General features: G+C 66.0%; 20 protein-coding genes. 13 read left to right on the top strand and 7 right to left on the bottom strand.

Going from position 1 to position 18,020, the window contains the following annotated elements:
- Positions 1 to 2 precede the first annotated feature (2 nt).
- The 6 genes from ABF648_RS03920 to ABF648_RS03895 all read left to right on the top strand — a co-directional run bounded on the left by ABF648_RS03920 (position 3) and on the right by ABF648_RS03895 (position 5,031).
- Positions 3 to 350 carry a non-heme iron oxygenase ferredoxin subunit gene (locus tag ABF648_RS03920; protein ID WP_415630981.1) on the top strand — a complete coding sequence of 116 codons (348 nt, stop codon included), beginning with the start codon at positions 3 to 5 and terminating at the stop codon, positions 348 to 350.
- Between the two features lie 4 nt (positions 351 to 354).
- Positions 355 to 1,104, top strand: coding sequence for a Fe-S cluster assembly ATPase SufC (gene sufC, locus ABF648_RS03915; RefSeq protein ID WP_415630980.1), 750 nt, complete (start codon positions 355 to 357; stop codon positions 1,102 to 1,104).
- Positions 1,094 to 2,350 carry an aminotransferase class V-fold PLP-dependent enzyme gene (locus tag ABF648_RS03910; RefSeq protein ID WP_415631008.1) on the top strand — a complete coding sequence of 419 codons (1,257 nt, stop codon included), beginning with the start codon at positions 1,094 to 1,096 and terminating at the stop codon, positions 2,348 to 2,350. The genes sufC and ABF648_RS03910 overlap by 11 nt, the downstream gene beginning before the upstream one ends.
- On the top strand, positions 2,347 to 2,805 hold the full coding sequence (gene sufU, locus ABF648_RS03905) for a Fe-S cluster assembly sulfur transfer protein SufU (protein ID WP_415630979.1): 459 nt from the start codon (positions 2,347 to 2,349) through the stop codon (positions 2,803 to 2,805). Before ABF648_RS03910 ends, sufU begins: the two co-directional genes overlap by 4 nt.
- 53 nt (positions 2,806 to 2,858) lie before the next feature.
- On the top strand, positions 2,859 to 3,215 hold the full coding sequence (locus ABF648_RS03900) for a metal-sulfur cluster assembly factor (RefSeq protein ID WP_415631007.1): 357 nt from the start codon (positions 2,859 to 2,861) through the stop codon (positions 3,213 to 3,215).
- A 217-nt stretch (positions 3,216 to 3,432) separates the two neighbouring features.
- Positions 3,433 to 5,031, top strand: coding sequence for an ABC-F family ATP-binding cassette domain-containing protein (locus tag ABF648_RS03895; protein WP_415630978.1), 1,599 nt, complete (start codon positions 3,433 to 3,435; stop codon positions 5,029 to 5,031).
- 362 nt (positions 5,032 to 5,393) lie between these two features.
- Here ABF648_RS03895 and ABF648_RS03890 read toward each other — a convergent pair whose 3' ends face one another.
- On the bottom strand, positions 5,394 to 6,233 hold the full coding sequence (locus ABF648_RS03890) for a putative RNA methyltransferase (RefSeq protein WP_415630977.1): 840 nt from the start codon (positions 6,231 to 6,233) through the stop codon (positions 5,394 to 5,396).
- Positions 6,234 to 6,331: 98 nt separating this feature from the next.
- The gene (locus ABF648_RS03885) at positions 6,332 to 7,078 is read right to left on the bottom strand and encodes an SDR family oxidoreductase (RefSeq protein WP_415630976.1); all 747 of its coding nucleotides are present in this window, start codon (positions 7,076 to 7,078) and stop codon (positions 6,332 to 6,334) included.
- A gap of 48 nt (positions 7,079 to 7,126) precedes the next feature.
- Here ABF648_RS03885 and fabG point away from each other — a divergent pair, with 48 nt between their 5' ends.
- Both fabG and fabI read left to right on the top strand, forming a co-directional pair.
- Positions 7,127 to 7,855, top strand: coding sequence for a 3-oxoacyl-[acyl-carrier-protein] reductase (gene fabG, locus ABF648_RS03880; RefSeq protein WP_415630975.1), 729 nt, complete (start codon positions 7,127 to 7,129; stop codon positions 7,853 to 7,855).
- Between the two features lie 35 nt (positions 7,856 to 7,890).
- Positions 7,891 to 8,664 (top strand): enoyl-ACP reductase FabI, encoded by a 774-nt coding sequence (fabI, locus tag ABF648_RS03875; RefSeq protein ID WP_415631006.1) that lies wholly within the window; start codon positions 7,891 to 7,893, stop codon positions 8,662 to 8,664.
- 115 nt (positions 8,665 to 8,779) lie between these two features.
- Here the strand turns inward: fabI and ABF648_RS03870 are convergent, their stop codons facing one another.
- Positions 8,780 to 9,520 carry a hypothetical protein gene (locus ABF648_RS03870; protein ID WP_415630974.1) on the bottom strand — a complete coding sequence of 247 codons (741 nt, stop codon included), beginning with the start codon at positions 9,518 to 9,520 and terminating at the stop codon, positions 8,780 to 8,782.
- A 55-nt stretch (positions 9,521 to 9,575) separates the two neighbouring features.
- On the opposite strand from ABF648_RS03870, the gene ABF648_RS03865 reads away from it, so the two are divergent.
- Positions 9,576 to 10,370 (top strand): ABC transporter ATP-binding protein, encoded by a 795-nt coding sequence (locus ABF648_RS03865; protein ID WP_415630973.1) that lies wholly within the window; start codon positions 9,576 to 9,578, stop codon positions 10,368 to 10,370.
- Between the two features lie 172 nt (positions 10,371 to 10,542).
- Here the strand turns inward: ABF648_RS03865 and ABF648_RS03860 are convergent, their stop codons facing one another.
- Positions 10,543 to 11,580, bottom strand: coding sequence for a bile acid:sodium symporter family protein (locus tag ABF648_RS03860; protein ID WP_415630972.1), 1,038 nt, complete (start codon positions 11,578 to 11,580; stop codon positions 10,543 to 10,545).
- Positions 11,581 to 11,624: 44 nt separating this feature from the next.
- On the opposite strand from ABF648_RS03860, the gene ABF648_RS03855 reads away from it, so the two are divergent.
- A complete protein-coding gene (locus tag ABF648_RS03855) occupies positions 11,625 to 12,434 on the top strand; it encodes a TrmH family RNA methyltransferase (protein ID WP_415630971.1) in 810 nt (269 codons plus the stop codon).
- 51 nt (positions 12,435 to 12,485) lie between these two features.
- Here ABF648_RS03855 and ABF648_RS03850 read toward each other — a convergent pair whose 3' ends face one another.
- Entirely contained in the window at positions 12,486 to 12,818 is a 333-nt protein-coding gene (locus ABF648_RS03850; RefSeq protein ID WP_415630970.1) for a hypothetical protein, read from the bottom strand.
- 172 nt (positions 12,819 to 12,990) lie between these two features.
- Complete coding sequence (gene def / locus ABF648_RS03845; protein WP_415630969.1) at positions 12,991 to 13,587, bottom strand: peptide deformylase; 597 nt, start codon at positions 13,585 to 13,587, stop codon at positions 12,991 to 12,993.
- Between the two features lie 26 nt (positions 13,588 to 13,613).
- On the opposite strand from def, the gene ABF648_RS03840 reads away from it, so the two are divergent.
- Positions 13,614 to 14,576 carry a tyrosine recombinase XerC gene (locus tag ABF648_RS03840; protein ID WP_415630968.1) on the top strand — a complete coding sequence of 321 codons (963 nt, stop codon included), beginning with the start codon at positions 13,614 to 13,616 and terminating at the stop codon, positions 14,574 to 14,576.
- 171 nt (positions 14,577 to 14,747) lie between these two features.
- Here the strand turns inward: ABF648_RS03840 and ABF648_RS03835 are convergent, their stop codons facing one another.
- Positions 14,748 to 15,764: a M23 family metallopeptidase gene (locus ABF648_RS03835; protein WP_415630967.1), complete on the bottom strand. Its 1,017-nt coding sequence runs from the start codon at positions 15,762 to 15,764 to the stop codon at positions 14,748 to 14,750.
- A 337-nt stretch (positions 15,765 to 16,101) separates the two neighbouring features.
- Here ABF648_RS03835 and rpsB point away from each other — a divergent pair, with 337 nt between their 5' ends.
- Positions 16,102 to 17,046 carry a 30S ribosomal protein S2 gene (gene rpsB, locus ABF648_RS03830; protein WP_415630966.1) on the top strand — a complete coding sequence of 315 codons (945 nt, stop codon included), beginning with the start codon at positions 16,102 to 16,104 and terminating at the stop codon, positions 17,044 to 17,046.
- Positions 17,047 to 17,081: 35 nt separating this feature from the next.
- Positions 17,082 to 17,894, top strand: a complete 813-nt coding sequence (gene tsf / locus ABF648_RS03825) for a translation elongation factor Ts (RefSeq protein ID WP_415630965.1) — start codon at positions 17,082 to 17,084, stop codon at positions 17,892 to 17,894.
- The last annotated feature ends 126 nt before the right edge of the window (positions 17,895 to 18,020 follow it).

The following is an 18,020-nucleotide window of genomic DNA, read 5'->3' as shown; positions in this document are numbered from 1 at the left end:
CGGTGAGCTTCGTTCCCGTGGCCGAGCTCGCCGAACTCGACGAGGGTCCGCTGGGCGTGGAGGTGGACCATTCCACCGAGGGCCCGTTGCCCGTGGTGCTCGTCCGGTTGCCCGATGGCGAGGTGCATGCGCTTCTCGACGAGTGCAGCCATGGGGCCGTGATGCTCTCCGAGGGCGATTTCGACCTCGAGGAGCACAACATCGAGTGTTACCTGCACGGCTCGCGTTTCGACATCTGCACCGGCGCCGCGCTCACGCCGCCCGCCACCGCGCCCATACCCGTCTATCCCGTGCGTGTCGAGGACGATCAGGTCTTCGTCGACGTCGAGAATCCCACAAAGGAGAACTGAACAGATGGCCACACTCGTCATCAAGGACCTACACGTCGACGTCGACACCGAGACCGGACCCAAGGAGATCCTCAAGGGGGTTGACCTGACCGTCGGCGACGGCGAGGTGCACGCGATCATGGGGCCGAATGGCTCCGGCAAGTCCACTCTCGCCTATTCGATCGCGGGTCACCCGAAGTACCACATCACCCAGGGTTCGGTGACCCTCGACGGAGTCGAGCTCTCCGCCCTGCCGGTGGACGAGCGGGCCAAGGCCGGGCTGTTCCTGGGCATGCAGTACCCGGTGGAGGTGCCCGGCGTGTCCATGGCGAACTTCCTGCGCACCGCCAAGACTGCGCTGGACGGCAAGGCCCCCAAGGTGCGCACCTGGCCCAAGCAGGTCAAGGAAGCGCTGGCCGCGATGGACCTGGACGGCGACTTCGCCGAGCGTTCGGTGAACGAGGGCTTCTCCGGTGGCGAGAAGAAGCGCGGCGAGATCGCCCAGATCGAGCTGCTCGACCCGAGCACGATCATCCTCGACGAGATCGACTCCGGGCTGGACATCGACGCGCTGAAGGTGGTGTCCAAGGGGGTGGAGGCCTTCTCCAACAAGCCCGGCAAGTCGGTGCTGCTCATCACGCACTACACGCGCATCCTGCGCTATGTGCACCCCGACAAGGTGCACGTCTTCGTGGACGGGCACGTGGCCGTCACCGGTGGCAGCGAACTCGCCGACAACCTGGAGGAGAAGGGCTATGAGCAGTATGTCGGCTGATTTCGACGTCGAAAGAATTCGCCAGGACTTTCCGATCCTGAATCGCCAGATCAACGGATATCCCTTGGTCTACCTGGACTCGTCCAACACCTCGCAGAAGCCGCAGGTGGTCATCGACACGGTGACCGAGCACTATGCGCAGCACAATGCGAATGTCGCCCGGGCAATGCACCACCTGGGGGCAGAGGCCACCCTGGCCTTCGAGGGTGCCCGGGAGAAGATCGCCAACTTCGTGGGGGCAGCTGGACCCGAGGAGATCATCTTCACGAAGAACTCCTCCGAGGCCCTCAACCTTGCCGCGAACACTGTGGGTGCCCGGCTGGGGCCTGGCGATGAGGTGGTCGTCTCCGTGCTGGAGCACCACTCCAATCTCGTGCCGTGGCAGCTGGTCTGCCAGCGCACAGGTGCCACGCTGCGCTGGTTCGACATCGACGAAGAGGGTCGCCTCGATCTGGACGCAGCCGCGCGCGAGGGCCTGATCAATGAGCACACCAAGGTGGTCTCGATCGCCTGGGTCTCCAATGTGCTCGGCACCATCAACCCGGTGCGCAAGATCGCCGATCAGGCGCATGCCGTGGGTGCGGTCTTCGTGGTGGACGCCTCTCAGGGCGTCCCTCACCTGCCCACCGATGTCACTGCGCTGGGTGCCGATCTGCTGGCCTTCACCGGCCACAAGATGCTGGGCCCGACCGGCATCGGCGTGCTGTGGGGCCGCAAGGACCTGCTCGAGGAACTGCCGCCCTTCCTCGGTGGCGGCGAGATGATCGGCGAGGTCACCATGTCGGGTGCCACCTGGGCCGAGGTGCCGCACAAATTCGAGGCCGGTACCCAGCCCATTGCCGAGGCCATCGGGCTGGGTACGGCTGTCGACTACTTGCAGCGCATCGGGATGGACGCCATCGCGGCGCACGATCACGAGATCACCGCCTACACGCTGGCCAGGATGGCGGATTTGGACTGGGTACACGTCCTCGGGCCCACCGAGGCCGTCGACCGGGGTTCCGCGATCGCATTCACGGTGGACCAGGTCCATCCGCACGATGTCATGCAGATGCTCGACTCCCGGGGTGTCGCCGTGCGCGGCGGTCATCACTGCGCCGAGCCGCTGCACAAGCGGCTGGGCATTCCCAGTTCTTCGCGGGTGTCCGGATATCTGTACACCACCAATGCCGAGATCGACGCCCTGTGCGATGCGATGGACTATGCTCACGGCTTCTTCACCGGAAGGACAGCGGCCAGGGCATGAATGTCGAGGAAATGTACCAGGACATCATCCTGGATCACTATCGGGAAAAGCATCACTGCGGTCTGCGCGATCCCTTCGAGGCGGAGGTCCATCACGTCAATCCGACCTGCGGTGACGAGATCACGCTGCGCGTCGACGTCGCCCTGGAAGACGATGTCATCAAGGACGTCAGCTATGTCGGAGACGGCTGTTCGATTTCCCAGGCGTCCACCTCGGTGATGACCGATCTGGTGATCGGCAAGACCGTTCCGGAGGCCATGGCCCTCTATGAGGAGTTCAAGGCGATGATGGAGAGCCAGGGCAAGATCGAACCAGATGAGGAAACCCTCGAGGACGGCATCGCCTTCGCAGGGGTTTCGCAGTTTCCGGGGCGTGTGAAGTGCGCCATGCTGGGCTGGTCCGCGTTGCGCGACGCGCTCGCAAGGGCCGGCGCCTCGATCGAGGGGGAGAAGTGAGTACGAGCGAATCCGAAGCAGCCAAGGACACCGAGGAGCGCCCCTCCGAGGCCGTGGAATCCGCCGAGGCCCAGGGCGACCAGGACAAGACACCGCACGAGGTGCCCACCGAGGAGCAGGTGCTCGAAGCCCTCAAGGATGTCGTCGACCCGGAGCTGATGGTCAATGTCGTCGATCTCGGACTGGTCTATGACGTGATCATCGACGAGGAGGCCAATGTCGTGATCGACATGACGCTCACCTCACCGGCCTGCCCGCTGACCGACCAGCTCGAATGGGGCACCCAGGCGGCTCTTGACCAGCTGGCCAATACTGTGACGATCAACTGGGTATGGATGCCGCCGTGGAGTCTGGAGCGGATCACCGATGACGGGCGCGAGCAGTTGCGCTACATCGGGTTCAACGTCTGATCCTCGGGGCAGGGCGCAGCCACGCTCGTGGGAGCGGGGGCAGGGCGCGACTCATTGCACCGATGAGTCGTTGGTTTGACGAGCCCGGGTGCGGCCTGTCCCCCACGCGACTTCTTGCGCGCGGCGGGGCATCGGGGGACAATGTCCGGCGGCCCACGTAGAGGCCGTCGAATCTGATGCGGCAGCACAGCATCACCAGAGCAGTACCAGGAGTGTCGTGATACAAGCCAGCGATCTTGAAGTGCGCGTGGGAGCGCGGCTGTTGCTCAGCCCGGTGAGCTTCCAGGTGATCGCCGGTGACAAGATCGGCGTGGTCGGACGCAATGGTGCGGGCAAGACCACGACCATGCGCATCCTGGCGGGGGAGGGTCAACCCGCCGGTGGTTCGGTGCGGCACTCGGGGCGGATCGGCTATCTGCCGCAGGATCCGCGCGAATCCGATCTGCAGGTCACCGCACGTCAGCGCATCATCTCCGCCAGGGGCCTGGACCGGATTTCCGAGGCGCTGCGCCGCTCCACCGAGGACATCGCCACCCTCTCCGGCGCCAAGCGCGAGAAGGCGATGAACGCCTACGACCGTGCCGAAGCGCAGTTCACCGCAGCCGGGGGATATGCCGCCGAGGCCGAGGCCGCGCGCATCGCGGCGAACCTGTCCCTGCCGGACAGGGTTCTCGCGCAGCCCCTGCACGAACTGTCGGGCGGTCAGCGACGTCGCGTGGAACTGGCCCGCATCCTGTTCAGCAATGCCGACACACTGCTGCTCGACGAGCCCACCAATCACCTGGATGCCGACTCGATCGTCTGGCTGCGCGAATTCATCAAGACCTTCCCCGGCGGGGTGATGATGATCTCGCACGCCACCGAGCTGCTCGAAGACACCGTGAGCAAGGTCTTCCACCTCGATGCGAACCGGTCCACGCTGGACATCTATTCGATGGGCTGGAAGCTCTACCTGGAGCAGCGTCAGGCCGACGAGAAACGCCGCCGCCGCGAACGGCAGAATGCAGAGCGCAAGGCTGCTCAGCTGATGACGCAGGCCGACAAGCTGCACGCCAAGGCCACCAAGGCCACCGCCGCCCAGAACATGGCGCGGCGTGCCGAGAAGCTGCTCGCCGCCACCGAGGGTCAGCGCGAGGAGGACAAGGTCGCCAGGATCGTCTTCCCCGAGCCCGCCCCCTGTGGACGCACACCGCTCAGCGGGCGGGACCTGTCGAAGATCTACGGCTCGCTGGAGGTGTTCACCGGCGTCGATCTGAACATCGACAAGGGCTCCCGCGTGGTGGTGCTCGGCCTCAACGGCGCCGGCAAGACCACCCTGCTGAGAGTGCTCTACGGTCTGGAGAAGCCCGACACCGGCGAGGTGCTGCCCGGCCACGGGCTCAAGCTGGGCTACTTCGCGCAGGAGCACGACATGCTGGACATGTCCCAGACAGTGCTGCAGAACATGCAGCATGCTGCGCCGCAGCTCAACGACACCGACGCCCGCAAGGTGCTCGGCAGTTTCCTGTTCACCGGCGACGACGACCACAAGCCGGCAGGGGTGCTGTCCGGTGGTGAGAAGACCCGTCTGGCGCTGGCGACGCTGGTGGTGAGCTCGGCCAATGTCCTGCTGCTGGACGAGCCGACCAACAATCTCGACCCGGCCAGCCGCGAGCAGGTGCTCGGCGCCATCCGCTCCTACAAGGGCGCCATCGTGCTCGTCACCCACGACGAGGGCGCCGTCGAGGCGCTGGAACCCGACAGGGTGCTGCTGCTGCCCGACGGCACCGAGGACATGTGGGACCATGACTACGCCGAACTGGTCTCGCTGGCCTGACCGGGCGGGTTCGCCCAGCGAGACCTGATGAGCGTGGCCCGCGGGAGCATCCAGGAGCGGTCGCTGAGTTCGAGGCCGCCGTGCGGGGGTACGAGGCTCAGGAACCAGGGACATGCCTCGTACTCGTGGGTACCCGTCCGGCATCGTCCCCACGGTGGAACCGGGGGACACTGGTCCTCGGGCTACGCACATCGGCACATCGGCGTCGTGAACCCGGACACTTGTTCCCCCGCTCGAGCGACTGAGCACACCTCAACCCACCGTGTGAGGCAGCCGATGGGACAACGTCATCGATCCCCACCGACATCCATTGGTGGCCCCGGTGCCATGGATCAACGCAATCGGTGCGAACAAGGGCTGCGTCAGTGAGGTACTTCCGGGGCTCGGAACAGGTCGACGCCGACCGAAACCTGGATTGTGGCGGCGACGGCATCCTCGGGGTGGGTGTGGAAGGCATTGGGGCCCATCGCCACCAGATCTCGAATCTGGTCCTGGCTGCAGTCGGCTGAGAACTCCACCAGTTCGTGGCCCGCAGGCGCGAATGTGGCGGCCGCCATCTGGGTGCCGAGGGTGTCCTGCTTTCCCGCCTGCACGTCGAGCAGACCCAACTCCTCGCGAAGGTTGGCCAGGTGGCGGCTGGTGGGGAAGACCACGACCAGCAGCCCGCCGGGGCGAAGCACCCGGGCGAATTCGGCGGCATTGCGCGGCGCGAAGACGCAGACCAGTGCGTCGAGCACCCCCGAGCAGATGGGAAGCCCTGCCCAGGTGTCGGCCACGATGGAGGCCAGACCGTGCTGGGCGGCACGCTTGGCTGCCGACACCGAGACATCGCTGGCCAGACCAACCAGCTCGGGATGCGCGTCGAGCACGCCGCTGAGATACCAGCCCGGCCCAGATCCCACCTCGGCCGCGAAGCCGGTGTCCGGCAGAGCCGCCACCAGCGCGTCCAAGATCGGCTGATAGACCCCGGAACCGAGGAAACGCTCCCGTGCCGCGATCATCTCCGCAGAGTCGGCATTGGCAGGTTCGGCCGCTGCCGCCAGATTGACGTAACCCTGCCGGGCGATGTCGAAGGAGTGTCGCCCAGTGCAGCGAAGGCTGGTGCCCTGCCTGGTCAGTGCCACATCGGGATTGCCGCGAGCTCGGCAGACCGGGCAGACCAGCAGGTTCGTCGCCGCGTCGAGGGCCGCAGGAATCCTCACAGTGCTGGTCCACTCACAGTGCTGGTCCACTCACAGCGCGGGGCCTCTCATCGGGTGCGTGCGCGCACGGCCTGTCCCGGCGTCACGGCGGACAGTCCTCACAGTGAACGCAGCATACCGCCGTCCACCGGCACCATGATGCCGGTGAGATAACTCGCGGCGCTGCTCATCATGAAGGCCGCAACCCGTCCGAACTCCTGGGGTGTGCCGAGCCGGAGCATCGGAATTCCGGCCCGGGCGGCGTCCTCGGCAGTCGGCTCGTGACCGAGCAGGTCGACCATGCGTCCGGTGGCAATATTGCCCGGAGCCAGCGCGAAGGCGCGTCCACCGGCAGGGGCGATCTCGTCGGCCAGCTGCTTGACCAGCATCGCCAACCCGGGGCGAAGGCCATTGCTCGGCGCCATGTTCGCCAGCGGCACCTTCGCCGACGTGGACAGCACGAACCCCAGGGTGGCGTTCGGGGTGACGGCAACCACAGCACGCGCGACCCGCAGCGCGGCCAGGAAGACCGAGTCGAAGGCATGGCACCACTGCTCGTCGCTGGTGCCCAGCACGGTGCCCTTGGGCGGGCCGCCCACCGAGACGAAAGCGCCATCGAGACGCTGCCAGGTGTGCAGTGCCAGATCGACCGCCGCCGACGCGGTGTCCGGATTGGCCAGGTCGGCGACGAGCATCACGGCGTTGTCGGGGCCGAGTTGCTCGCATGCGGTCTCCAGGGCCTCCGCGTTGCGGGCCACCAGCACGACCCGGGCTCCCTCGGCAACGAGTTGTTTCGCGGCGGCGAAGCCGAGGCCGCCGCTGGCCGCTGTGACGATGACGACGCTGTCAGACAATCCCAGATCCATGTCCCTCATCCTGCCGCACAATCCCACCGACCTGTAACGTTGCCCCGCGTGAACAGCGAAGAAACGCCGAACCAGGGCCGCGTCGCCCTGGTGACCGGAGCAAGCCGGGGAATCGGGGCCGCCATCGCACAACGGCTGCTCAACAACGGATACCGTGTCGCGGGCACCTCGCGCAGCGGCAAGGCACCCGAGGGAGTCCTCGGCATCGCCGCGGATGTCACCGACCAGACCCAGGTCGATGCGGCCTTCACCCAGGTGGAAGAGCAGTACGGCCCGGTCGAGGTCGTCGTCTCCAATGCCGGAATCACCCACGACACGCTGTTGGTGCGCATGAAGGACGAAGACTGGGATTCGGTCATCAGCACCAACCTCACCGGCGGATTCCTCGTGGTGAAGCGTGCGGCCAGGTCCATGATGCGCAGGCGCTTCGGGCGGATCGTGCTGATCGGCTCGGTTGTGGCCTCGCTCGGTTCCGCGGGTCAGGTGAACTATGCGGCGTCCAAGGCCGGACTGATCGGCATGGCACGCTCCGTGGCACGCGAGCTGGGTGCCCGTGGGGTCACCTGCAATGTCGTGGCACCGGGATTCATCGCCACCGAGATGACCGAGTCGCTCAGCGACGATCTCAAGGCCGAGTACCAGAAGCGCATTCCCGTGCAGCGTTTCGGCGAGGTGGATGATGTCGCCAACGCGGTGCAGTTCCTCTGCTCCGACGCCGCCAGCTATCTCACCGGGGCAGTGCTTCCGGTGGACGGCGGAATCGGCATGGGGCGTTAACTTCAATCTGTAATCCAGGAAAGGACATGAACTCGATGGGGATTCTCGACGGCAAGAAGATCGTGGTGACAGGCATCACCATGAACACCTCGATCGCCTACAAGGTGGCGGAGGTCGCCCAGCAGCAGGGCGCAGATGTCATCGTCACGGCCTTCGGTCGGGCAGCCAGCCTGTGCAGGCGCGTGGTCAAGCACCTCGACCCGGTGCCGGAGGTGCTGGAGCTCGACGCCACCAGCGAGGAGAGCCTTGCCGCCCTGCCCGGCGCGCTGCGCGAGAACGGCTTCGACCACGTCGACGGGCTGCTGCACTCCATCGCCTACGCCAATCCCAAGACTGCGCTCGGCGGCACCTTTCTCGCCACAGGCTGGGACGATGTGGCCACCAGCCTGCAGACCTCCAGCTACTCCTATGTCTCGCTCGCCATGGCCGTCCGCGAGCTGATGGGCTCCGGCTCCTCGGTGGTCGGTCTCACCTTCGACGCGACCATCAGCTGGCCCTCCTACGACTGGATGGGTGTGGCCAAGGCAGGGCTGGAGTCGGCCAACCGCTACCTGGCCCGCTACCTCGGCCCCGACGGCATCCGCTCCAACCTGGTCTCTGCCGGCCCCATCGACTCGCTGGCCAAGAAGGCAATCCCGGGCACCGAGATCCTCAACGACGCCTGGACAGATCGTGCCCCGCTCGGCTGGAACGCCAAGGACGCCACCCCGGTGGCCGGCGTGGTCTGCGCCCTGTTCAGCGATCTGTTCGCCGCCACCACCGGTGAGATCGTGCACGCCGACGGCGGCCTGTTCTCCACCGGCATCTGAGCCACGCCCGAGACCGGGACGGGTATCCGCGGCAGCAGCGCAAAGGGCCTTTCAGCTGCAGCGCGCACACCCACCCACCGCTTTCCGGTCCGCCGACCTCGGCGCGGCTGCGGGTTCAGCCCTCGGCAGGCCAGCTTGCGGCGGCACTGATGGCGTCCAGACACAGCTGGTTCAGGTCGTGCAGGTGCCGCTCACGGGTGAGCGCGGCATGAGAGTGCAGGGTCTCTGAGGTGGCATCCAGGCCTGCCTGACAGGCTTCCCGCCACAGCAGCGCCTTGTCCAGCAAGCCCTGGCAGGCCTGGGGGTAGGCCCTGCCCAGCACCACCGATGCTGCGCACCGGGGACGGCGCCCAGCCGGGGCGTCCAGTTCGCCGAGCTCGCGAGCAGCCACGAGCACCTGTTCGCTCAGTGCCCGGGCGGCCTCACCCGGTGTTGGGGGCGGCAGGGGGGCCTCTGCCCAGACCAACTGCCACTGCATCGCCGGGCCCACCGGACGGGGCAGCCATGCCACGCCGACACGCCGCGCCGCCACTACTGCGCCGCACTCCAGCGCCAGCTGATTGGTCTCCACAGGCCCCCGCAGACCGCCGAGCCTGCCAGGCCGGGGGAGCAGCAGAGTCCAGCGTTCGGCGGGCATCCGGTTGACGATCCGAGCGAGTGCCAGGCGTACCGGAGAGCCTGCATCCGCCGGCAGACCCAGCAACTGCTGCTCGTCCACCACATGATGCGGCCGCCCCGACGCACCGGTCTCAGTGGTGCGCAGCTGGGCCTCTGCCTGCGGAGCGCTGAGCAGCCCGGCGGCCATGGCATTGAGCACACTGGTCAGCCGCAGGCTCTCGATGACCGCATCTGGCATTGTGCCAGGTTAGCCGCACCAGGTGAGGTGCTCCTCGGGCTGTATGTTCTAGGTCATGGTGTCTGTGGTCGATCTCGAGGCTGTCAGTGTGCGCCGGGGCACGTCGATTCTGCTCGACAAGGTCAATTTCAGCGTTGAAGAGGGCGAACGCTGGGTGATCATCGGCCCCAACGGCGCCGGCAAGACCACCCTGCTGTCGTTGCTGTCCGCGCAATCCTTTCCCTCAGAGGGCAAGGTCAACCTGCTCGGCGAGACCATGGGCGCGGTTGACGTCTTCGAGCTGCGTCCCCGCATCGGGGTGTCCAGCTCGGCCATCGCGCACCGCATCCCGCACGCTGAGGCGGTGCGCGATGTCATCGTCTCGGCCTCCTATGCCGTGATGGGGCGTTGGCGGGAAACCTATGACGAGATGGATTTCGAGCGGGCCGGACAGCTCATGGCCCTGTTCAACGTGAGTCATCTCGCCGATCGCACCTTCGGCACCCTCAGCGAGGGCGAACGGAAGCGCGTCGAGATCGCCCGCGCCCTCATGACAGACCCTGAACTGCTGCTGCTGGACGAGCCGGGGGATGGTCTCGACCTGGCTGGCCGCGAGCATCTGGTCGGCACGCTGTCGGTGCTGTGCCAGAACGAGGACGCCCCGGCGATGGTGCTGGTCACCCACCACATCGAGGAGATCCCACCTGGCATCACCCACGCCATGCTGCTCGAGCACGGCAGGGTCTCGGCCAGCGGCCCCATCGAACAGGTGCTCACCGACGAGAACCTCACGGCCACCTTCGGGCTGCCGCTGGTGATTCGCCGCGACGACGATGGGCGATGGACGGCCAAGGCGGATCCACTCGGCTGACGGTGGACGCGCCACCCCGAGCTGGCCACGCTCGGTGAGGGCGCCAGCGGGTTCCCTGCCACGGAGCGATGGATTCTCGGGTGACACCTGGGCGCGAGCAGGGGCACGGGGAAATCCGGGCCTGGTTGCCTGGACCATCGGCCCACATCAGATGGCGAGCCTCTGGCCTTCCTCAGCTGGGCTTCGCATCCGCCTCTGCCTGGACGTGCGAGCCCTCTTCATGCCATTCCTCGGACTTGGATGAGTAGCGCCCGGCAATCACTCCGCAGGCGATCAGCTGGCTCATGTGGAAGATCATCAGTGGCAGCACCAACAGCGGCACGGTGGCCGGCGCGAACAACACAGATGCCATCGGCACGCCCGTGGCAAGGGATTTCTTCGTGCCGCAGAACTGGATGGCGATCTGGTCGCGCCGGTTGAAACCGAGCCAACGGGGTACCACCCAGGTGAGGACGAGCATGATTGCCAGCAGGATGAACAGCACCGGCAGCAGCCGGGCGACATCGCCGATCCCCACCGTCTTCCAGATGCCCTCGTTCATGCCCTCGCTGAAGGCCTGGTAGACCACCGCGATGATGGACAGCTGGTCGACCAGCTTCAGCTTGGGGTGACCCAGCACGAAGCCCTTTGTCCAACGTCGGGTCAGCTGACCCAGGATGAAGGGCAACAGCAGTTGTAGGAACAGGTTGACGATCGAACTCGGCTCGATGACCAGGCCTCCGGTGCTCATCACATACATGGCGAGCAGCGGCGTGAGGAAGACGCCCAGAATGTTCGACAGCGACGCCGACACGATTGCGCCGGCGACATTGCCGCGCGCGATCGAGGTGAAATTGATGGAGCTCTGCACCGTCGACGGCAGGATCGACAGCCACAGCACTCCCAAATAGATGTTGTGACTGATCGCGACGTGCAGCAGCGGTCGGGCAGCGAGCACGATCAACGGGAAGACGATGAAGGTGAAGGCAAGGATCGTGGAGTGCAGCCGCCAGTGCTTCAGGCCGTTGAGCGCCTCCTGGGGGGACAGTCGCACGCCGTAGAGATAGAAGAGCACGAAGATGAGTCCCGAGACGACCCACCGCAGAACCGGAACTCCCGAGCCTCCTACTGGCAATATCGACGCCAGGAGTGCCGCACAGATGATGGCCAACACGAAATAGTCGATGCGTATCCGCCGGTACCAGGGCTTGCCAGACTTCTCGGTTGTCACCACGACATTCTAAATGTCCGGCCTCTGGTCGCTAGCCTGGCCCCGTGGCGCGATTTGTGGAGATCTCCGACGCCGGTGACGAACGACTCACTGACTACGTCCGGCTCCGTGATGTCTCGCTGCGACGGCGCCTGGAGACTGAGCACGGTCTGTTCATCGCCGAGGGCGAGAAGATCATCCACCGCGCCTGGCAGGCTGGTTACCGGCCCAGGTCGCTGCTGCTCGCGCCACGTTGGGTGGATGGCCTGCGGGAACTGATAGATGCCAGCGACATCGATGTGTACCTGGTCGACGAGTCGATGGCCGAACGGATCACCGGTTTCCACGTGCACCGCGGAGCCCTCGGTTCCTTCGAACGGCAGCCTCCCCGGCCGATGTCTGCCCTGCTTGAGGCACGTCGCCTGGTGGTCTGCGAAGACATCGTGGACCACACCAATGTGGGCGCCATCATCCGGTGTGCCGCCGGGCTGGGCTGGGACGGTGTGCTGCTCGCACCCCGGGCTGCCGACCCGCTCTACAGGCGTGCCATCAAGACCGGGATGGGAGCGGTCTTCTCACTGCCCTGGGCCCGGATGGACGATTGGGCGCACGACCTGGATCGGCTCCGGGAAGGCGGGTTCACAGTGGCAGCGATGGCACTTCGTGACGACTCGCTGACACTCACTGAACTGGTGGGAAGGCTGCGCGAGCATCCAGGAAAACTGGCTCTGCTGATGGGCACCGAGGGCAGCGGGCTCAGCTCCCACTGGATCGGCCAGGCCGACGTGGTGGTGCGCATCCCGATGGCTCGGGGCATCGACTCACTCAATGTGGCCGCAGCGGCAGCCATCGCCTGCTATGCGCTGGCCGAATGAGGAACGAGGCCTCGACCGGCCAGCGCACGAGCACCCGCTCGACGGAAGATTTCAATCGATGAAGACTGAGCTGTTCCCCCGAGTATTGGATTCGAGCCGGACCTCCCGGCCCTCCCGGTGCCAGATGTCGACCCGGCGGTGCACATTGGTGAGTTCGTGCGGGGTGCCGAACTTGTAAACCAGTGCGGCCAGCGCTCTCTCCCCATCGTCATCGACATCAATGCACACCGAGCGGACATGGTCCCCTTCGACCTTGGTGCGCGGCCGGAGCCGGTAGATTTCTGAACGGGTCTCGTCGCAGGCAGTGGAGATCCAGTCGCTTGAGATCAGGGCCTCAACAGCTTCGACGAGGTCTGTTTCGCGATTGCGTATCAGTGTGGGCATGGCAGACTCCTTTGCCTTTAACCAATTGCAGCACTGATCGCACAGGAGTCGAAGGTTTTATTCCCGAAGAATCAAAGATATATCCCTGGGACGGCGAGACACCCTTGTCCACCCCTGATTTTTCGCTAGCGGCGAAGGTGGGCCCACACGAGGGTCGGCTCCGGGCGGCCGCTCAGGCCACCTCGCCGGCCGTGCGCTTCTTGTGGACGGGCCAGTCGTCGGGGTAGAGCGGCGCATAGTGCTCCTTCTCCTCGTCGAGTTTGCGTCGCGAACGGGTGGACAGCCGATCGCCGAAGACAGTCCCGTGCAGGTGGTCGGTCTCGTGCTGCAGGCAGCGAGCCAGCAGGCCGGTGCCCTCGATCCGGATGGACGCTCCGGTCTCGTCCTGGCCCTCGCAGATGGCGAAGTCGGGTCGTGACAGCGGCTGGTATGCCCCCGGCCAGCTCAGGCAGCCCTCCTCGGCGCTGACCAGCCGACGCGCCTTGCCCTCCGGCAGGGTCACCACGGGATTGCACACGACACCATGAACCAACTTGTCGTCGGCATCGGGGCAGTTGAAGACGAATATTGCGAAGTCCACATTGACCTGGGGGGCGGCCAATCCCACACCGTCGGCGGCGGCCATCGTCGCGAACATATCGGCAACGAGCTGGGCCAGTGCGTCATCGAAGACGGTCACCGGTCGCGTCTGCGAGCGCATGATGGGCTCATCCCAGCGGGTGATTCGAATCAGTTTCCCTGTGCGGGCCCACTCTGCCGGGCTCTTCATCCGTCGACCTCCTCAGCCAAGAGTGCGTGTCCGCACCTGTTCCAACTTATACTCGCGGCGTGGGCTGCGAAGTGGAAGTACCCGGCCCCTGGGCCGAGGCGATGACCCGATTCGGTGAGCATCTTGCCTTGGAGCGGCACAATTCGGCGCACACCGTGCGCGCCTATCTGAGTGATGTGGGTGAGCTCGCCCGCTTCTGCTCGGCACGTGGGACCACAACTCCAGCTGGCGTGAGCCTGGCGGATCTGCGCCGATGGCTCGGGGACCAACGAGCCAGCGGAGCGGCGCCCGCAACGCTGGCCCGGCGAACAGGTGCCGTGCGGACCTTCTTCGGTTGGGCCGACCACGAGGGCATCACCGAAGGAGATCCCGCGACTGCACTGCGCACCCCGAAATTGGGACGCCGACTGCCCGAAACGCTCAGCCGGGACGATGTCCGCGAGTTGATCGAGGCGGCGATGTGCCGTGCCGGGGAGGACGAGGATCCGCTGGCCCTGCGAGATGTCGCGATCCTCGAGGTGCTCTACGGCTCAGGAATCAGGGTGAGTGAGCTGTGCGGTCTCGATCTTGGCGATGTGGATTCCCAGCGAAGCCTTCTGCGGGTGCTGGGAAAGGGCGACAAACAGCGCAGTGTGCCCCTGGGCGTTCCGGGAATGCGTGCCGTGGAGCGCTGGCAGTTGGTGCGCGCCCGGTGCCTGGTTCCAGATTCGGGTGAGGCGCTGTTCCTCGGGGCCCGGGGCAGGCGGATCGATCCTCGAGTGGTGCGCCGGCTCGTGCACACCAGCCTGCGGGCCGTCCCGCAGGCACCGGATGTGGGCCCGCACGGGCTGCGCCATGCGATGGCCACCCATCTGCTGGAGGGTGGGGCGGACCTGCGCAGCGTGCAGGAGATGCTCGGTCATGCTTCGTTGGCGACCACGCAGATCTACACCCACGTGAGCGACGAGCGGCTGCGTGCCGCTTTCCGTCAGGCGCACCCACGGGCATAGCTGCTCCAGCAGCCGACAGGAATCGCTCCTGCCATGAGCGCGATGACGCGTCTCAACCGCCTCGGGCTTGGAGGTGTCCCCGGCAGCTGCATTCGCTGTGACACTGCTTGCGCGTCCATCCACGCCCCGGGATTCCTCCGCGAGGCATGCCAGTGCCAGGTTCGATGCGAATCACCCCAGATAGGGCGCAGGATTGACCGATATGCCCTGCTGATGCACCGAGTAGTGCAGATGGCAGCCGGTGGACAATCCCGTGGTGCCCACGAGGCCGACGATCTGCCCTGCGGAAACCTGCTGGCCGACCGTGACCATGCCTGTGCCGGCATCCGAGAGATGGCTGTACGAGGTGGCCAGCGCGGTCTGTCCATTGCTGCCGTGGTCGATCATCACCCGATTGCCGTATCCACCCATCGTTGCGGCATAACTCACAGTGCCCGCCCAGCTGGCCCGCACGGGGGTGCCGCAAGCAGCCCCGAAGTCGATACCGTCATGCAACTCGCTGGTGCCCCGCACCGGGTTGGTCCGGGGCCCGAAAGGCGAAGTGACAGGTGCGATGACCGGCATCACGGCGCCCGAGGGCGTGACTGTCTGCGCAGCATCGGAAGTGCTGCCGCCGGCTTGCGGAACCGGTGCTCGGCTCGGAACAGGACGTAACACGGTGCCATTGGGAACCAGCCTCACACGCTCCCGTGATCCGGAACCGAGCCAGTCCAGGGGATCGAGATAGTTGTCGCCCTCGATCAATCCCCAGTGCAGGCAGGCCTGTTCGCAGTGCCCCGGCAGCAGCCGCCCGATGGTGTCACCTGCCGAAACCCGCTGGTCCTTCGTCACGAGTGGGTCGACCGGCTGGTAGGTGGTGCGTCGCCCATCCGAATGGCGTACCGAGACGGAAGTGGTGCCAGCGATGGTGCCCACGAAGGACACGGTGCCGTCGGCGGCCGCGCGCACCGGATCACCGGCCGAGCCGCCCAGATCGACGCCGCGGTGCCCGGAGAGCCACCGCTTCAACGGGGGGTCGAAGGCCCGGACCACGGGTCCGTCGAGGGGCAGCACGCGAGGGGAGTCGGCCTGGGCGTTGCCGGGCAAGACGAGCATCGCAAGAACCGTGAGCAGGGCAAACGCAACCACTCGTGCCGCTCCGAACCTGGGCAGGATGGTGGCGAACGCGGGCTTGCTGGAGGTGCTCATGACTTGAGTTTCTGCATCCGGCCGGCGATTTTTCACGCGGCTCCGCGTCTGTGGATGAGCATGCTCCAGATCCACACGCCGGGTGAAACGGGCATTCCCCGGGCGGAACCAGCCGTGGCACGAGGAGTATCAGCTCGGCTGATTGCGCGTCCACACGCGTGGCACGTACACTTGGCGCCGCAGTCCGTGTCCACGGGCTGACTTCGCATGCGCTCAGCAGCCCAGCAGTGGGCTGCGGTGTCTCGATGATGGTCCTCGGCCTTGTCCGGGGCTTCGGGAGCCGGCGCATCAGGGGCCCGGGGCCACCCGGCGCCACGAACCATGAAAGGAGACGGCCATGGCCGTCGTCACCACCCGCCAGCTGCTCGAGAGCGGTGTCCACTTCGGGCATCAGACTCGCCGTTGGAACCCGAAGATGAAGCGCTACATCTTCAACGAGCGCAATGGCATCTACATCATCGATCTGCGCCAGTCCCTCGACTACATCGACAAGGCCTACGCCTATGTCAAGGAGACCGTCGCGCGCGGCGGTCAGGTGCTCTTCGTCGGCACCAAGAAGCAGGCCCAGGAGGCCGTCGCCGAGCAGGCATCCCGTGTCGGCATGCCCTATGTGAACCAGCGCTGGCTCGGTGGCATGCTCACCAACTTCCAGACCATCTCCAAGCGCATCGCCCGGCTCAAGGAGCTGGAGGCGATGGACCTGGAGACCGTCCAGCCCGGCGGATTCACCAAGAAGGAGCTGCTCGGTTTCTCCCGTGAGAAGGAGAAGCTGGCCAAGTCTCTCGGCGGCATCCGCGACATGACCAAGGTGCCGCAGGCGGTGTGGATCGTCGACACCAAGAAGGAGCACCTGGCCGTCGATGAGGCGCGCAAGCTGCACATCCCGGTGATCGCCGTCCTCGACACCAACTGCGATCCCGACGAGGTCGACTACCCGATCCCGGGCAACGACGACGCGATCCGCTCGGTCACGCTGCTCACCCGCATCATCGCCGACGCCTGCGCCGAGGGCCTGGTGGCCCGTTCCGACCAGGCGCAGTCCGACGGCACAGCCGCCGAGCCGATGCCCGATTGGGAGAAGGAACTGCTCGGAAACGCTGAGGGCGAGACCCCGGCCGAGGGTGATGCCAAGACGGCTACCGCTGGAGCCGCAGCTGCGCCTGCTGCCGACGCCACCGAGGCCGCGCCCGCTGCTGAAACTGCACCCGCTGCCGAAGCGGAGGCTGAGGTCGAGCCCGCCCCGGCCGCTGAGGCTGAAGCACCGGCTCCCAAGGCTGAGTAAGAACCACCCCCGAGCAAAGAGGAACGGACGCATACATGGCAATCAAAGCCGTTGATGTCAAGAAGCTGCGCGACGCCACCGGCGCCGGCATGATGGACGCCAAGAAGGCCCTCACCGAGGCCGACGGCGATTTCGAGAAGGCCGTCGACCTGCTGCGCGTCTCCGGCGCCGCGAAGGCCGCCAAGCGGGCCGATCGTGAGGCCACCAATGGTCTCGTCGCATCATCGGGCAATGCCCTCATCCAGCTGGCCTCCGAGACCGATTTCGTCGCGAAGAACGCCGAATTCGTCGCCCTCGGACAGGCCATCGCGAAGGCCGTCGATGAGGCGAAGGCCGATGACCTCGCCAGGTCCCTCGCGCTCACCCTCGATGACGGCAAGACCGTCGAGGCAGCGGTCAACGACCTGGTCGCCAAGATCGGGGAGAAGATCGAGCTGGCGCACGTGGCATACCTCGAGGGCCCCATCGACATCTACCTGCACAAGCGCAACCCCGACCTGCCTCCGCAGGTGGGCGTCGCAGTGGCCTATCAGGGCGATGCGCCGGAGTTCATGCACTCCGTGGCTCTGCAGATCGCCTCGATGAGCCCGACCTACCTGTCCCAGGACCAGGTGCCCCAGGATGTCCTCGACAAGGAGAAACTGATCGCCGAGGAGACCGCCCGCGAAGAAGGCAAACCCGACAAGATCATCCCCCGCATCGTCGAGGGACGTCTGAACGGCTTCTTCAAGGACGTCTGCCTGCTGGATCAGCCGAGCATCGCCGATGACAAGAAGAACATCGCGAAGCTCGCCAAGGAGAACGGCGTGACCATCACCAAGTTCGTGCGTTTCTCGGCGGGTGCCTGAGACATCGTCTGAACCGACGACTGACGGGCCGGGGGGGGGGCCGCGAGCGGCGGGGGGGGCGGGCGGGGGCGTGGCGTAGCCGGCCTGCGGGGAGCGGCCAGGGGGGGAGCGGCGCCCACCGGACCC

It is taken from the genome of Propionibacterium sp. (assembly GCF_047719395.1).
Classification (GTDB): domain Bacteria; phylum Actinomycetota; class Actinomycetes; order Propionibacteriales; family Propionibacteriaceae; genus Propionibacterium.
Note: the sequence above shows the minus strand (reverse complement) of the source record. Positions and strands in the feature narration are given on the sequence as shown.

Coding starts and splice junctions, on each gene's coding strand:
- sufC (WP_415630980.1), top strand. CDS start 355: ATGGCCACACTCGTCATCAAGGACCTACACGTCGACGTCGACACCGAG.
- ABF648_RS03910 (WP_415631008.1), top strand. CDS start 1,094: ATGTCGGCTGATTTCGACGTCGAAAGAATTCGCCAGGACTTTCCGATC.
- sufU (WP_415630979.1), top strand. CDS start 2,347: ATGAATGTCGAGGAAATGTACCAGGACATCATCCTGGATCACTATCGG.
- ABF648_RS03885 (WP_415630976.1), bottom strand. CDS start 7,078: ATGGATCTGGGATTGTCTGACAGCGTCGTCATCGTCACAGCGGCCAGC.
- fabI (WP_415631006.1), top strand. CDS start 7,891: ATGGGGATTCTCGACGGCAAGAAGATCGTGGTGACAGGCATCACCATG.
- ABF648_RS03870 (WP_415630974.1), bottom strand. CDS start 9,520: ATGCCAGATGCGGTCATCGAGAGCCTGCGGCTGACCAGTGTGCTCAAT.
- ABF648_RS03865 (WP_415630973.1), top strand. CDS start 9,576: ATGGTGTCTGTGGTCGATCTCGAGGCTGTCAGTGTGCGCCGGGGCACG.
- ABF648_RS03850 (WP_415630970.1), bottom strand. CDS start 12,818: ATGCCCACACTGATACGCAATCGCGAAACAGACCTCGTCGAAGCTGTT.
- def (WP_415630969.1), bottom strand. CDS start 13,587: ATGAAGAGCCCGGCAGAGTGGGCCCGCACAGGGAAACTGATTCGAATC.
- ABF648_RS03835 (WP_415630967.1), bottom strand. CDS start 15,764: ATGAGCACCTCCAGCAAGCCCGCGTTCGCCACCATCCTGCCCAGGTTC.
- rpsB (WP_415630966.1), top strand. CDS start 16,102: ATGGCCGTCGTCACCACCCGCCAGCTGCTCGAGAGCGGTGTCCACTTC.
- tsf (WP_415630965.1), top strand. CDS start 17,082: ATGGCAATCAAAGCCGTTGATGTCAAGAAGCTGCGCGACGCCACCGGC.